Annotated in this window: 14 protein-coding genes; 7 read left to right on the top strand and 7 right to left on the bottom strand. The window is 72.8% G+C overall.

The genetic code is table 11. The features are described 5' to 3' along the window. Positions 1-99 precede the first annotated feature (99 nt). Positions 100-690 carry an isochorismatase family protein gene (locus tag AB0C76_RS29245; protein WP_359971321.1) on the bottom strand — a complete coding sequence of 197 codons (591 nt, stop codon included), beginning with the start codon at positions 688-690 and terminating at the stop codon, positions 100-102. 153 nt (positions 691-843) lie between these two features. Here AB0C76_RS29245 and AB0C76_RS29240 point away from each other — a divergent pair, with 153 nt between their 5' ends. Then, entirely contained in the window at positions 844-1,836 is a 993-nt protein-coding gene (locus AB0C76_RS29240) for a DJ-1/PfpI family protein (protein WP_359971319.1), read from the top strand. Between the two features lie 67 nt (positions 1,837-1,903). Here AB0C76_RS29240 and AB0C76_RS29235 read toward each other — a convergent pair whose 3' ends face one another. Together AB0C76_RS29235 and AB0C76_RS29230 are read right to left on the bottom strand one after the other, a co-directional pair. Continuing rightward, the gene (locus tag AB0C76_RS29235) at positions 1,904-2,851 is read right to left on the bottom strand and encodes a hypothetical protein (RefSeq protein ID WP_359971317.1); all 948 of its coding nucleotides are present in this window, start codon (positions 2,849-2,851) and stop codon (positions 1,904-1,906) included. Between the two features lie 178 nt (positions 2,852-3,029). Beyond that, positions 3,030-4,703 (bottom strand): histidine decarboxylase, encoded by a 1,674-nt coding sequence (locus tag AB0C76_RS29230; RefSeq protein WP_359971315.1) that lies wholly within the window; start codon positions 4,701-4,703, stop codon positions 3,030-3,032. 167 nt (positions 4,704-4,870) lie between these two features. On the opposite strand from AB0C76_RS29230, the gene AB0C76_RS29225 reads away from it, so the two are divergent. The 5 genes from AB0C76_RS29225 (at position 4,871) to AB0C76_RS29205 (ending at position 9,289) form a co-directional block, all read left to right on the top strand. Next, a complete protein-coding gene (locus AB0C76_RS29225; protein WP_359971313.1) occupies positions 4,871-5,362 on the top strand; it encodes an Lrp/AsnC family transcriptional regulator in 492 nt (163 codons plus the stop codon). Between the two features lie 102 nt (positions 5,363-5,464). Continuing rightward, positions 5,465-5,656, top strand: a complete 192-nt coding sequence (locus tag AB0C76_RS29220; RefSeq protein WP_359971311.1) for a WGR domain-containing protein — start codon at positions 5,465-5,467, stop codon at positions 5,654-5,656. Between the two features lie 158 nt (positions 5,657-5,814). Then, entirely contained in the window at positions 5,815-6,075 is a 261-nt protein-coding gene (locus tag AB0C76_RS29215) for a hypothetical protein (RefSeq protein WP_359971309.1), read from the top strand. 169 nt (positions 6,076-6,244) lie between these two features. Next, positions 6,245-7,471 carry an acetylhydrolase gene (locus AB0C76_RS29210; protein ID WP_359971307.1) on the top strand — a complete coding sequence of 409 codons (1,227 nt, stop codon included), beginning with the start codon at positions 6,245-6,247 and terminating at the stop codon, positions 7,469-7,471. Between the two features lie 156 nt (positions 7,472-7,627). Next, positions 7,628-9,289, top strand: a complete 1,662-nt coding sequence (locus AB0C76_RS29205; protein ID WP_359971305.1) for a phospholipase D-like domain-containing protein — start codon at positions 7,628-7,630, stop codon at positions 9,287-9,289. 254 nt (positions 9,290-9,543) lie between these two features. Here AB0C76_RS29205 and AB0C76_RS29200 read toward each other — a convergent pair whose 3' ends face one another. The 3 genes from AB0C76_RS29200 to AB0C76_RS29190 all read right to left on the bottom strand — a co-directional run bounded on the left by AB0C76_RS29200 (position 9,544) and on the right by AB0C76_RS29190 (position 12,549). Then, entirely contained in the window at positions 9,544-10,077 is a 534-nt protein-coding gene (locus tag AB0C76_RS29200; protein ID WP_359971303.1) for a hypothetical protein, read from the bottom strand. A gap of 258 nt (positions 10,078-10,335) precedes the next feature. Then, on the bottom strand, positions 10,336-11,409 hold the full coding sequence (locus AB0C76_RS29195) for a hypothetical protein (RefSeq protein WP_359971301.1): 1,074 nt from the start codon (positions 11,407-11,409) through the stop codon (positions 10,336-10,338). A 168-nt stretch (positions 11,410-11,577) separates the two neighbouring features. Next, positions 11,578-12,549: a winged helix-turn-helix domain-containing protein gene (locus AB0C76_RS29190; RefSeq protein WP_359971299.1), complete on the bottom strand. Its 972-nt coding sequence runs from the start codon at positions 12,547-12,549 to the stop codon at positions 11,578-11,580. A gap of 156 nt (positions 12,550-12,705) precedes the next feature. On the opposite strand from AB0C76_RS29190, the gene AB0C76_RS29185 reads away from it, so the two are divergent. Next, positions 12,706-13,251 (top strand): hypothetical protein, encoded by a 546-nt coding sequence (locus tag AB0C76_RS29185; RefSeq protein ID WP_359971297.1) that lies wholly within the window; start codon positions 12,706-12,708, stop codon positions 13,249-13,251. A gap of 18 nt (positions 13,252-13,269) precedes the next feature. Here AB0C76_RS29185 and AB0C76_RS29180 read toward each other — a convergent pair whose 3' ends face one another. After that, positions 13,270-14,700, bottom strand: coding sequence for a WGR domain-containing protein (locus AB0C76_RS29180; RefSeq protein ID WP_359971369.1), 1,431 nt, complete (start codon positions 14,698-14,700; stop codon positions 13,270-13,272). Positions 14,701-14,843: the final 143 nt, after the last annotated feature.

Here is a 14,843-nt window from a genome sequence, read left to right as displayed (position 1 = left end):
GCCCTCGGGACCGTCGACCTGGACGTCGAGCACAACTACGGCCTCCGGGCGTGAAGTCGCTCGCGGGGTGCCGGAGGGCCGGCACCCCGCGGGCCGGGCTCAGACAAGCGACGCGTGCGACGGCACCACCACGCCGTACAGGTCGGCGATCGTCGCGAGCGCGCCGTCGTGGATCTGTACGGCGGGCAGTTCAACACCACCCAGCGGCAGGGCCCGCGTCGCGCACGCGTCGGCGACGACGGTCGGCCGGTTGCCACGCAGGAAGGCGCCGGCCGTCGTGAAGGCCACGCACATGTGCGTCATGAAGCCGGCCACGACGACATCCTCGTTCCCGGCCGCGTCCACGCGCTCGCCGAGGTCGGTGCCGACGAACGCGTCCGGGACCTGCTTGACCACGACGGCCTCGCCCTCGACCGGGGCCACCGCCGGGTGGATCCGCCCGATCTCGGCCCGGACGTCGTACGGGGTGCCCTCGCCGCCGTCGTTGACGACGTGGATCACCGTCGCCCCGGCCTCCCGGGCCCGGGCGAGGAGCGCGGCGCCGGCGTCCAGCGCGGCCTGCCAGCCGTCGAGCTCCATCACGCCGCGGGTGTAGGTGTTCTGGTAGTCGACCATGATCAGCGTCGCGGCGGCGAGCGACGCGGGCGTCTCGTCGAGGTCGTTGAGGGCGCGCAGGGTGGTCGTGGACATGGGTGTACCGCCTCGGGTCGGTTCAAAAGGGATGTCGGTCACCGCGGTGACCTGCGACGACAACGCTATGCGGGACCCCGCACGTCGGCAATGCCGTCTAACATGCAGAAACCGACATCACCGACTCCGACATCATCGAACCCGGGAGAGGCCGTGGCCCCCGCCGAACGACTCATCGTCATCGTCCTGTTCGAGGGCGTCGACCTGCTCGACGTCACCGGGCCGCCCGAGGTGTTCTCGCTCGTGCGGCGCGAGACGGACGACGCCACCGGCTACCGCGTCGTGCTCGCCGCCGAGACGGCCACTCCGGTCACCACCGCCGCCGGGGTACGCGTCCTGCCCGACCTCACCTTCGACGAGGCGGCCGGGCGGGCGATCGACACCCTCCTCGTGCCCGGCGCGGTCGAGGTCGACGGCGAGCGCCGGGTCAAGGCCGTCACCGATCCGGCCGTCGTCGCCCGGGTGAAGGAACTGGCCGCCCGCGCCCGGCGGGTCGCCTCCGTCTGCGTCGGCGCGCACATCCTGGCGGCGGCCGGGCTGCTGGACGGCCGGCGGGCCACCACGCACTGGTCCACGGCGGGCCAACTCGCCGCCGAGTACCCGGAGATCGAGGTCGACGCGGACCCGATCTTCATCCGCGAGGGCGACGTCTGGACCGGCGCGGGCATCAGCGCCTGCCTGGACCTGTCGCTCGCGCTCGTGGCCGACGACTTCGGCGAGGAGCTGGCGCTGCGGGTCGCGCGGCAGCTCGTGATGTACCTCAAGCGCCCGAGCGGGCAGAGCCAGTTCAGCGTCCCGCTCGAACCGCTCTCGACGACCCGGCGGATCGAGGACCTGCGCCACCACATCACCGCGAACCTCACGGCGCCGCTCACCGTGGCCGACCTCGCCGCCCACGCCCACGTCGGGGAGCGGCAGTTGACCCGGATCTTCAAGACCGAGCTCGGCACGACCCCGAGCGCCTACGTCGAGTCGGCCCGCGTCGAGCGGGCCCGCAACCGGCTGGAGACCACCGACGAGACACTCGAACGCATCGCGTCCACCTGCGGGTTCGGCACCACGGACACGCTCGTGCGGGCGTTCCGGCGCCGGCTGGACACGACGCCGACGGAGTACCGGCGCCGCTTCCGGACCGTCCAGGGGTGAACGAACAGCCGGACGCCCGCGCTCCGAGGAGCGCGGGCGTCCGGGTCGTGCGTGAAGTGACGGAACGTCAGCTGCGGGAACCGCGGCGACGGGCGATCACCAGCGCGCCGCCACCGACGGCGAGCAGCGCGGCGCCACCGGCGCCGTAGGCGATCATCTGGCTGCTGTTGCCACCCGTGCTGGCCAGGACCGGCGCGGGCTTGGTCGAGACCGGCTTGGCGCTCGGCTTGCCGGTCGGGCCGGTGGTGTCGGCGCTGTCGGACGGAGCGGACGGGGCCGGCACGGCCGGGGAGGCCGACGGGGTGCCGGTGGTGGCCGGTGCCGACGGCTTGGTGCTGGTGGAGGCCGAGGGCGAGGCGCTGGTCGACGGAGTCGTCGTCGCCGTGGGCGTCCCGGTCGGGTGCTGGGTGGGGGTACCCGTGGGCGAGGCCGAGGAGGTCGGCGTGCCGGTCGGGGTCGGTGTCCCCGTGGAGGTCGGCGTGCCGGTCGGGGTCGGGGTCGGCGTGCAGGCCTTGCCGCCGTTCCAGGCCGTGATCAGGTCGTTCGGGAAGATGCCGTTCGGGTACTTCGGCAGCGGGTTGGCGACCCCGTCGAACTTCTGGTCGTTGTTGTACAGGTCGATCTGGCCGAAGCACTTCGGCATGTGCGCGCTGACGTCCAGGGTCGCCTGACGGTGGCCCTTGTTGAGCGTGGTGGTCGCCCAGCCGAGGAAGGTCTGCTTGCCCGAGGTGGCCCAGGTCGGGCCCTCGGTGTCGTACGAGGCCAGCGAGACCTCGTAGTCGCAGCCCTCGGTGATGTCGCCGACGAGGCGGACCTGGACGACGCCGTGGGGCTGCTTCATCCGGCCCTCGTCGGCCCAGGACTTGCCGCCGTCCACCGAGTAGAGCACGTTGACGTCGCCACAGGCGTACTCGCCCTGGGCGTGCGCGGTGCCGGCGGTGAGCAGCGGGGTGCCGACGGCTATGCCGAGCGCGGCGAGGGCAGCCGGAAGACTCCGGCGCAGGGGTTGGTGCACGAGGAAGCTCCCTAGTGGTGTGGTGCACGGTGCGGGTGGGGCCTCACCGCTCCCCCGGTGGCGGTCTTCACGGACCGTCACCGGAACTGAACAGACGTGAGGCCGTGACCGTACCGGATCGCCGGGGAGCACCCGCAAGCAGGGTCCGGCACCGGGGCGCATGCCCCGGTCCGGGCCGTCAGACGGCCTGCGCGCGGTACTCCGGGTCGTGGGCGAGCTCGTCGAGGAGGGCGTCCAGCTTGGCCCGGTCGACCGAGGGCATCACGAAGACGTGCACGTAGCTGCGGCGGGTGGACTCGTCGCCGGGGACCATCACGACGTCCTGCGAGGACAGCGACCACTTCGCCACCAGGTCGGCGCTCGGCCGGCGGAAGCGCACGGTGACGGCGCCGGGGGTGCGGGCCGTCCAGAGGTCGACGCCCAGGGCCGCGTCCAGGGCGCGCAGGCGGCGCTCCAGGTAGCCGGCGAGCTCCTGGGCGCGGCGGATGCGGTCCACCTGGTCCTGGTAGGAGTGGCGGGAGAGGTGGTCCCAGAGGATCAGCGGCGAGAAGCCGTTGCGGGAGCCGGCGAAGGTGGTGTCCGGCGCGCCTATGTAGTCGGGCTGGGACGGCGGGCAGATCTGGTACTTCACCTTCGTCATGTAGATGCCGCAGGGCCAGGGCGCGCCGGGCCACTTGTGGCCGCTCATGGCGATCGAGGAGACCATGTCGACGTCGCCGTGCTCCGCGGTGGGCAGGGTCAGGCCGAAGTCGAACTCGGGCAGCTCGACCTCGGGCGTCCAGCCGTACTGCTGGTCGGTCGCGGCGAGCCGCATGAAGGGCGCGTAGCCGGCGCCGAGGGCACCGTCCACGTGGATCCAGAAGCCGCGGCGCACGTCGACCAGGGGCTCTCCGGTGGCGGGGTCGGTGCCGTAGACCACCTCGCGCTGGACCAGGCCGTGGCGCTCGAAGATCGGCAGCAGGCGCTCGCACACCGCGCGGACGTCGTCGTGCGCGCCCTTGAAGGTGCTGCCGAGGTTCAGGTTGACGAAGACCGGGTGGCCCTTCGCCGCGAAGAACTCGACCAGGACGGCGAGTGCGTCGACGTCGATCTCGCCGGTGCCGTCCCACGGGAGGCCGGACGGGCCGGGCCGGGAGGGCACCTCGGTGGGCCACTCGCGGCGCCCGGTGACCGGGTCGACCAGCGGGCACTCGTCCGCGTACTTCTCCAGGCCGACGGCGTGGAACGTCTCGACGCCGAGGACGCACACCGCCTTGGCGAAGGAGTAGTGGGTGTCCTCGGAGTAGAACGCCACCGGGCGGTGGGCGTTGGGGTTGCGGCGGTCGGGCGCGGCGCTGACGTAGCGCAGCGCGTCGAACGGGGCCGCCGGCGGCTGGATCAGCGCCTTGCCGCTCAGGTAGTCGCGGGCGTTCCAGAGCGCGTACATGTTGCCCTCGGTCGAGCCCATCGACAGCATGTAGCCCCAGTACGACTCGGGGTCGGCGGGGTCGTGCGGGCGCTCGGCGTTCCACAGCCGGGCGTAGTAGTCGAGCACGGCGCGCTCGACGACCTTGGTGTTGGGCTTGTAGCCGCCGCTCTGGAACGGGTCGCCGAGGTTGTTGATGTTGTTCGGCATGAACCGGGCCAGGTCCAGCGCGGTGCCCTGCATGTCCTGGGTGGCCTGGTAGCCGACCAGGTGCTTGCGCTTGCGCGACAGGTACTCGTCGACCGTGTCCAGCGCGTGCTGGCGCTGCGCCTCGTCCAGACCGTCCACGGGGAGCACGAACTCGGCGACGTCCAGCTCCGGGCCGGGGTCGACGGCGGTTCCGGCGGTTCCAGCGGTGCCGGCGCTGAACGTGGCGGTCGGGCTCATGCGGGGGCGCTCCGGGGTGGTCGGTGAGGGTGTGGGGTGCGGGCGACGTCGCCCGCGGGCCCAAGGATGGAACTTCCCGGCGCCTTTGAGAAGCTCCTCCGCAGGAAATTCGTCCGGAACCGGATCATGTTTGCGATTCTTCGGAAACGGCTGCCATCCTGGCGGGCATGCCGAACAATCCGCAGGCCCCCCGGACCTCCGTGGACGACGTGGACCGGGCGATCATCCGCGCCCTGGCCGACAACGCCCGCATCCCGAACAACGCCCTGGCCGAGGCGGTGGGCATCGCCCCCTCCACCTGCCTGGCCCGGGTCCGGGCGCTGCAGGAGCGCGGCATCATCCGCGCCTTCCGCGCCGAGGTCGACCCGGCGGCCATCGGGCTGCCGCTCCAGGCGATGATCTCGGTGCGCCTGCGCGCCCACACCCGCGAGCAGAACGAGAGCTTCCGCAACACCGCGCCCGACCTGCCCGGCGTCCTGGCCGTGTTCCACATGGCCGGCTCCGACGACTACCTGCTGCACGTCGGCGTGGCCGGCCCGGAGGCGCTGCGCGACTTCGTCGTCGACCACCTGACCACGCACCCGGCGGTGGCCCAGACCCGGACCAACCTGATCTTCGAGCAGATACCCGGCCGCCGGTACCTCGCTCCCCCGCGCTGACCTGGGCCGGAGACCGGCTCGATGGTCCATGGGTACCGCTGGCGCTCCCCTCGGTGATCACCGAGCGGGCCGGTGGGGGTCGTGGAAGGCGGAGGAGGAGCTGTGCGGCGCCGGGAATTCGTGGCGGACGGATCCGCGAAGTCCTGGGAGGCAGCGGTCGAGGGCGCCTCGGTGCGCGTGCGCCACGGCCGGATCGGCACGGAGGGGCGCGCGCAGGTCAAGGAGCTGGGCTCGGCCGAGGCGGCGCTGGCGCAGTTCGGGAAGCTGGTCGCGGAGAAGGAGCGCGAGGGGTAGGCGGGTCGCAGACCTGGGCCTCACCGGCGACCGGCTCTCCGACCGGCCCGTGCCGGACCTCGGGCTCGGACGCGGACGCGGACGCGGACGGCACGACGGTCGTCGACCACGGCCCGCGCCGCTTCACCGCCGGCTTCGACGAGGAGTTGCGCCCGTACGTGCTGGACAAGGCCGGCAGACGGCTCAAGGACCTGCCCGCCCCGGGCGTCCGGGACGACCAGGAGCTGGCCCCGGCCGAGCGCAAGCGACTCGGCGCGCTGAAGAAGGAGGTCCGGGCGATCGCGGACGTCGAGGACGCCGGGTTCGACCTGCCCGATGACGCGACGGTCCGCCTCCCGGACCCGCTGCTCCTCGGCGAGCTCGACCCCGTCGTCGCCTCCGAGCTGCTCGCCGACCGGGAGGCGGTGACGGCGCCGTAGCCTCCGTGCCCGCATCGGCCCACGGGTGTAAACCCGTGGGCCCATGCCCGCCCCGGTGATCAATCCGTGGGCCGATGCCGCACCGGAAGGGTGCGTGACAGCGTTCCTCCCGTGCCCACGGACTCTCCGTCGCGGCACGACTGACGATCCGTCACCACGGGGAGGATTCGTGACCACCACGCAGTTCACCGAGCCGGTCGGCCTGTCGCGCCGCCGCATGCTGGGCGCCGCGCTGGCCGCCGGGGCCGCCGTGCCGCTCGCCTCCGTCGCCGTCGCCGGCCCCGCGTGGGCGGCACCGGCCCCGACGGCTGGAACCCCGGGGCGGCTCACGCTGCCCGAGCCCACCGGGCCGCATCCGGTGGGCCAGGTGCCGTTGCACCTCGTCGACCGGTCGCGCCCGGACGCCATCGCCGGGCCGGGGAAGTTCCGCGAGCTGATGGCCACCGTCTGGTACCCGGCGCGGGACGTCGAGCGGTACCCGGTGGCGCCGTGGATGCCGGCCGGCGCACTGAAGGCGTTCCTCGCCGACGTCGGCGTCGCCCTCGATCCCGCGCTGGCGCCGCTCACTTCGGGGCACGTGGGCGCGCCGGTGCGGCGGTCGGGCCGACGGCTGCCCGTCGTCGTGTACGCGCACGGCGCGCACAGCCACCAGGGCGACCACACGATCATGGTCCAGGAGCTCGCGAGCCACGGCTACGCGGTCATCACGGTCGCCCACGCCTACGACTCGTTCACCGAGTTCCCCGACGGCCGGATCGCCGTGCCCGGCGGCGGCCCGAACACGCCCACGTTCCCGGGCGACTTCGCCGCCGACCTGCGCTTCCTCCTCGACTGCGCCGAACAGCTCGCCGCCGGCTCCAACCCCGACGTCGACGGGCGGGAGCTGCCGAAGGGGCTGCTCGGCTCCCTCGACCCGCAGCGCATGGGGGCGTTCGGCTGGTCGAAGGGCGGCACGGCCACCGCCTGCGCCACGCTCGCGGACCGGCGCATCCGAGCGGGACTGAGCCTCGACGGCCCGATGCAGATGCGGCCGGCACTCAGCGGCGACCTGGACCGGCCGTTCATGATGATGACCGCCGAGTTCACCCGCGCCACCGACCCCACCGCCGAGCAGTTCTGGGAGCACCTGCGCGGCTGGCGGCTCAACATCCAGGCCCAGGGCGCCCTCCACGCGTCCTACGGCGACAGCCAGGCGCTGTACCCGCAGGTGGCGAAGCTGCTCGGCTGGAGCCCGCAGCAGCTCCAGGGCGTGATCGGCACCCTCGATCCGGACGAGGCCGTACGGATCCAGCAGGCGTACCCGCTCGCGTTCTTCGACGAGCACCTGCGCCACCGCGGGGGACACCTGCTCGACGGGCCGTCACGCGACTTCCCGGCGGTGACGTACGTGCCGTGAGGCGGTGGACGGCGGCGCCCCGTACGGGCGCCGCCGTCCTGCGCGTGGCCGAAACCCGTTCCTTGATGGGGTCCTGACACTCGATAGGGTTAACTTAAGGTAATTTTACGGGGTCAACCGGGTGAATATCACCGGACCCTCGTGAAGGACTCGTACATGCACCGCCACCGTCCCACCTCTTCCCTCCGCCGGACCGCCGCCTCGGCGCTCGCGCTCACCGCCGCCCTCGGCGTCCTGACCGCGACCCCGGCCGTCGCCGAATCCGCGCCCGTGCCCGCCCCCGTGCAGCCCGGCGCCACGCCGTACCTCGACGCCGTCGAGGCGACCCTGCGTCAGGTCTCGCCCGGCCTCGACGGAACGGTCTGGCAGCGCACCGCCGGCAACCGGCTCGACGCCCCGGCCGACGACCCCGGCGCCTGGCTGCTCCAGACCCCAGGCTGCTGGGGCGACCCGTCCTGCGCCGACCGGCCCGGCACCCGCCGCCTGCTCGACAAGATGCGCGAGAACATCTCCCGCGCCACCCGCACCGTCGACATATCCACCCTCGCGCCCTTCCCGGACGGCGCGTTCCAGGACGCCATCGCGGCCGGCCTCAAGGCCTCCGTCGCCGCCGGGAACCGGCCGCACGTGCGGGTCCTGGCCGGCGCCGCCCCGCTGCTCAACATCGGCGCCCTCCCGTCGAAGTACCGGGACGACCTGGTGGCCAGGCTCGGTGACGCCGCATCGGCCGTCACGCTCGAAGTCGCCTCGATGACCACGTCGAAGACGGCCTTCTCCTGGAACCACTCCAAGCTGCTGGTCGTCGACGGACGGACCGTCATCACCGGCGGCATCAACAACTGGAAGAAGGACTACCTCGACACCGGCCACCCGGTCTCGGACGTCGACCTCGCGCTGAACGGCCCGGCCGCCGCCTCCGCCGGCGCCTACCTGGACACCCTGTGGGACTGGACCTGCCGCAACACCGGCACGTTCTCCGCCGCGTGGTTCGCCTCCACCGGCGGCACCCCGTGCACCCCCGACCTGGAGCAGCGGCTCAACCCGGCCGCCGAGGACGCGCCCGCGACCGGCGGCGTCCCGGTGATCGCCGTCGGCGGCCTCGGCGTCGGCATCCGCGACGCCGACCCGGCCTCGGCCTACCGGCCGCAGGACCTCCCGAACCCCGCCGACGTGAAGTGCGGCCCGATCGGCCTGCACGACAACACCAACGGCGACCGCGACTACGAGACGGTCAACCCGGAGGAGAACGCCCTGCGGGCGCTCGTCGGCGCCGCCGGCAGCCACATCGAGATCTCCCAGCAGGACCTCAACGGCACCTGCCCGCCGATGCCCCACTACGACGCCCGCCTCTACGACCTGCTCGCCGCCAAGCTGGCCGACGGCGTCAAGGTGCGCATCGTCGTCAGCGACCCGGCCAACCGCGGCGCGGTGGGCAGCGGCGGCTACTCGCAGATCAAGTCGCTGAACGAGATCAGCGACGTCCTCAAGGCCCGCCTGGCCGCCCGCCTCGGCGACCAGGCGCAGGCCCGCACGACCATGTGCCGCAACCTCCAGCTCGCGAGCTTCCGCGCCACCCCGGCCGCGACCTGGGCCGACGGCCACCCGTACGCCCTGCACCACAAGCTGGTCTCGGTCGACGGCTCGGCGTTCTACATCGGCTCCAAGAACCTCTACCCGGCCTGGCTCCAGGACTTCGGGTACGTCGTCGAGGACCGCGCGGCCGCCGGGCAGCTGGACGCGCAGCTCCTGTCCCCGCAGTGGCAGTACTCGCAGGCCGCCGCGACGGTCGACTACGCGCGCGGGATCTGCAACGCCTGAGAACGTGTCGGGTACGTGATCGACCGCATGGAGTGAGGAGTGAGGGAGTGATCTTCGCGAGCCTCGGCCGCGAAGATCCCCCCCATGTCGCCTGATCCTGCAGGCCTTTTCACACCTCGTCGTTGACGGACGCTCAGTGCCCTCGACGCGCTCGGCCCGGTGGCCGCCCGACGGACGGACGGCCCGGCCCGGGGCTCACAAGGTCTCTCGGCATCGCCGATGCGGTGCCGGTGCTGCTGCGGACCGTCAGTGCGTCACCCGCAGCTGCCGCTCGTGTCCCACTCCTCGACCTGGCCGGTCTCCTCCTGGGTGGGGTCGGGGGTGACGCCGGCCGCGTCGAACCAGTCGACGTAGAAGCTCGCCGTGCAGGCGCTCCTGGAGGCCCTCCCCGCCACGGTGCTGTCCAGGACGAGCCTGTCGCCCGAGTTCAGCGTGCCGCTGCCGGTGGGACGGCACACGAGCGCCTGGGAGTCCAGCGAACACGTCCCCACCGTGGCCCCCGAGCTTCCCGTGACCAGGTGCGGGATCGTACCGGCGCCCAAGGCGGCGTCGTTGACGGCCTGCAGCCGGAAGACGGAGTCGTGGTCGTAGGAGCAGGGGCCCTGCCGGCAGTACCACTGGGGCCCGAGATCCACCCAGGAGCCCGGCTCGACGGGCGTCCCCGAGCTGGGCACCGACCACCCCGCGGTGGAGGCGCCCGCGGGCCCCTGGCCCAGCAGCGCCACCGCGACGGCGACGGGAACGACGACGGCCCCGCGCAGACCGAACTTCCTGCACTTTCGCTGCATGTCCACCTCGTACTCGCTTGCGTGACCACCAGAACAGCACAAGCGCGCAGCGACAGCCCCGGGCACTACTCGGATTCACACGAACGAGTTGCAGTTCCACATCTGCAAGTGGCGACGCCGGGGCGGGATTCAGCGCGTCGAACGGCGAATTGCCCCACACGCATGCCCCGTCCCGCTCCTCCTCGGCCATCGGCTCCCGCGCCCCGAGTCCCCGAGTCCCGGCCGCGCGCGCCGAAGCGGCGAGGAGATCGAAATTCCTCAGGCGAAGGCGACCTGGGAGACCCGGGCACGGTAGAACCGGGGCGTGTACCCGTAGCTTGCATCGAGCCCCTTCGACCTCGTGCGCTTGCCCTGGGCGTCGAAGAAGTCGATGTGGTCGTTCCACCAGTCGCCCTGGCGGGTCGGGTCGGTGGCACCGATCGCCTGGAGCCAGAAGCTCTCGCCGGAGGCGACCCGGGCGAGGGACTTCACCCCGATCGTCGGGAGCGGCTCCATCGGCCCGATCCAGTGTGGACCGACCACCGGATAGCTCGCCGGTCGTGCGTAGTCCGTCGGGTGCCACGGAACGACCTTGCCGGTCGACTTGGAGACCTGGTTGACAGTGGAGCCATCGGTCATCAGGAGGTAGTCGGAGGCACTCAGGTCGGTGTCCAGGCTGTGACCACCGGTGACGGCGATCATCTGCTCGTTCTTGAGCGCGAAGTCCTTGTAGGAGGTGCCCGACCAGCTGTACTTGATCAGCCACTTGGTGCCGAGCACCCAGAGGAAGGTCCCGTCGTACCAGACGCCGTGCGCGCCCTCGTAGTCGAATGCGAGGGCCTTCTGCAGGGTGGACATGTCGTCAGTCTGACCGGGCGCCGGCGCATAGACGGTCAGGAGTCCAGGCTCGCTGGAGGCGACCACGATGGCCCCGATGCCCGGGATCCGCTCGATCCCGTGCGGATTCCCGTAGGGGGTCTCATGCCAGAGCAGCGGGGCGTTCGGGTCGTTGAGGTCGCCGATGTCGACGATGCCGACCTTCCCGTACGAGGCGGTGACCAGGGCGACCCAGCCGTGCGCCGTGGTGCTGCGGAACTTGATGTCGGAGAGGTTCCTCCAGGTGGCGCGGTTGTCAGCCGTGTCCGCCGGCGGCGTCCAGGTCCACTTGCGGTTGGCCGGGGTCCAGGTCTCGTCCGCCGAGTCGTGGAGCAGGATCTGGTTCTTGAACTGCTCGCAGAGGGCGATGTGATACGAGCCGTCCGCCTGGGCCGCGGTGGCGGGCAGGGCCAGTGTGGCCAGCGGTCCGCCGACGGTGGTGGCGGCCAGGCCTTTGAGCAGTGAACGGCGGTGCATGTGTCCCCCCGGAGAGCTGATGGTTCGTTGTCGCGCGAACCTATCGCATGCACGTTCGAGCCCATCGGGAGGGGCCGTCGGCCCACCGGGCGAGGTCGCGGTCTGCGCCGCCGAACGAATGATCACCCGACCACCCGACGCCGTTCCGGGGTGACGCCTGACGCCCGGTCACGGCGACAGCAGCCGGTGTCCCAGGCCCGTCCGGCTGTGCCGCACGGCCCGGCCGCTGCGGACGGTCGTGACCAGCCCGGCCCGGCGCAGCGCGCGGGCGTGCTCGGAGGCGGAGGCGAGGCTGATGCCGAGCTCCGCGGCGAGCTGGCTGGTGGTGGGCTCGCGGCCGGCCAGGCGCAGCACGGCCGCGCGGGTGCGGCCCAGCAGGACGGCGATCGGGTCGTCCTGCGGGCCGCCCTCCGGCGTGGCTTCCGGGAGCAGCGGCAGCGGGGTGACGGCCGGGTAGACGAGCAGTGTGCCGAGCGGGTAAGGGCCGGCCAGCGGGCCGCCGGTCCACTGCGCGGAGGGCATCAGCACCAGTCCGGCGCCGCCCGGCCGGACGTCCACCTCTCGCTCGGCAGGGATCTCCAGGACGCTGCCGCGCCACCGGCTGCCCGGGTGGAGGCCGGCGAGCATCCCGCGCAGTCCGTGCTCGCGCTGGACGCGGGCGCGCCAGGCGAGGTCGGTGTCGAAGCCGGTGCGCAGGCGGGGCCAGACGGTACCGACGAGGTCCGGGTAGGCGGCGCGCATGGCGCGTTCCAGGTACTGCCAGGCGTCCCGGTCCTGGTCCGCGAGGTGGCGCAGCAGGGTGGTGGCGGGCAGCCCGCCGGTGGTCGTGACGCGGGTCAGCTCGCGGCGCACGAGCGCGCCGGTCGAGCCGAGGACGGCCTCCAGGCCCTGGTCGAGGTCGTCGCTCGGCGGGTCGAGGAAGAGCGGACCGGCGCCGTTGGGCGGCACCAGCTGCCTCAGCGGGGCGACGGCGGCCCGGGCGCGGGGCGTGCTCAGCGAGCGGCGCCATCGGGCGAACCCCGGCCCGCCGTCGTGGCGTTGGAGCATCGCGACGGCCAGGCCGAGCTCCAGGAGCGGCGCCGGTCCGTCGGCGAAACGGACGCCGAGCAGGTCCTCGGCGGTGAAGTGGATGCGCAGCACCGTGCCCCCTCCGCCTTCTGCGCGGCCTGGTCGGTTTCGGCCTCGGCCGAAAGCATCGCGGGTGACGCGTCCGCAGCTCGACGATAGCCACCGCGCCCCCCGCAGGGGAGGGGGCGCGCACCCCTCTCCCGTCCCTGACACGCCAGGAGGCCCGTCATGTCCCACCCCACCTCGTCCCTGCGCCGGGCCCGACCGTTCGCCGTCGTCGCCGCGCTGGCCGCCGCGCTGCTGGCCGTGGCACCGACTGCTCAGGCCCACGCGGGCGGTGACGACGGGTGGCAGCCGTACACGAGCGGCGACGAGGACTTCCCGGCCGGCGCGCTCTGCCCGTTCCACCTGCACATCGGGGTGCTGGTGGAGGGTGAGGAGACCAAGGTGGCCGCCCGCTACCCCGACGGCTCGCCGGCCGAGGTGCTGTGGCGCGGCCCGCTGGTACTGCGCTACACCAACGTGGACAGCGGGCGCAGCGTCGACCGCGACCAGAGCGGCAAGGCCACCGAGTACAAGCTGCCCGACCGCAGCGTCCTGTGGCTGATCCCGAAGGACTCGCACATCTCCGCCCGCGTCCGCGCCGGGAACCCGTACCACGCCCCCGGCGACTTCCTGTTCAGCGGCGGCGTGACACTGCTGGTCCACCCGGACGGGCAGCCGCAGGTGCTGGTTCGGCACCAGGTGGAGAACCTGTGCGAGACGCTCGCGTGACGACGGCCAAGTGGCCCTTCACAGCAGACGCTTGATGTCCCCACGGGCCCGGTAGAAGCCGCCCCCGGCGGATTCGCGGACCTCCGCCACGAGGTAGCGCGCCCCGGCGACCCGGACGTCCTTGGGGAACTGCACGCGCCAGGTCGGGTCGTATCCGGCGGACACGACGCGCACCCGCAGCCGGGCGCCGTCCTGCACGCACTCCACCTCCACGCCGCCGAGGCCCGCGCCCGCCGTGACCGTCTCCAGTGCCCGGCCCGGCAGCACGCGCTCGACGTCGGCGCCGCGCACCTCGGCCGTCCGCGGCAGGGTGCCGGCCTCGGCGGCGCTGATGGCGGCCTCGCTCGCGTCCAGGCAGGCCAGGGAGCCGTCGGTGGTCACCAGGTAGAGCCGGCCGTCGCGGTACTGCATGCTGTACGCGGAGCCGCAGCCGGTGGCGAGCTTCCACAGCCGGGTGCCGTCGGCGGCGAAGCAGTACACCGAGGAGTGGTTGTCACCGGCGAAGACGTACGCGCCGTCCGGCGAGGCCGCGCAGGAGAACACGGCGGCGTCGCACCGGTAGGCCGCGACCTCGGCGCCGTCCGACTTGCGCAGCCGGTGCACCCAGCCCCGGGAGGTGCCGGCGAACACGTCGTCGGCCACCTGCCAGCCGAACAGGACGCCGCCCTTGGTGTCGGCCTGCCACAGCTGGTCGCCGCCGCGGGAGGCGTAGCGGGCGACGCCGCGCGAGTGGCCGTGGTAGACGCCGTCGGCGTCGCAGCGCACCATCCAGCCGTCGCGGCCCTCGGCCTTGCGGCGCCACTGGAACTCGTCCTCGTGGTCGACCGTGGTCAGCCCGCCGCGCTCGTCGGCGACGCCGAGCACGCCGTCGTGGATGTCCAGCCAGTAGATGTCGACGTCCTCGGCGATCTCGTAGGCGACGCGCGGCACCTTGCCGCCGAGGTCGTACACCTTGCCGTCGTCGCAGCCCGCGTAGATCCACCAGTCGTCCGCGACGATGCACTTGACGCCGTCGGGCAGGCCGAAGCGGGCCGTCACCTCGCCGTCGTGGGTGAGCGTGTAGACGTCGCCGGCCTCGTTGCCGACCCAGGCGTGCTCCTCGCCGACGAAGATGCCGAAGGCGGGCGAGCCCGAGCGGAAGCGCCACAGCAGCGGTGCCTGGCGGGCGGTGGAACGGCTGCTGACGATCTGCCGCCGGGTGGTGGCGCGCCGCTGGCGCACGCCCTGCACGGCGGGGGCGTAGCCCTTGCGGACCTTCTCCCCCACCTTCTTGGCGGCGGCCGCGGCGGCCTTCTCCGGGCTCGGGTAGCTCGTCGCCTTCACCTGCCCGGCGTCGCCGATCCGCCCGTAGCGCACGGTCACGACGCGGTCGGCGACGCGCACCTCGTAGAACTTGTGCGCGGTGCCGGCGTCCTCCGACAGCTCCAGGTACGTGACCTGCTCATTCACGGCGACGGGCACGGCGAACACCCCTTTCGGGCAACGGAGTCGGATTCCGCCGGCGGTCCGGACGCTGCGCCCGCCCGCCGACTCCTCGAAATCTAGGCGCTGCCACTGACAACCGGGCCTGACAGAGGGGCGGTGAGCCGGGG

The organism is Kitasatospora sp. NPDC048722, assembly GCF_040650235.1.
Classification (GTDB): Bacteria; Actinomycetota; Actinomycetes; order Streptomycetales; family Streptomycetaceae; genus Kitasatospora.
Note: the sequence above shows the minus strand (reverse complement) of the source record. Positions and strands in the feature narration are given on the sequence as shown.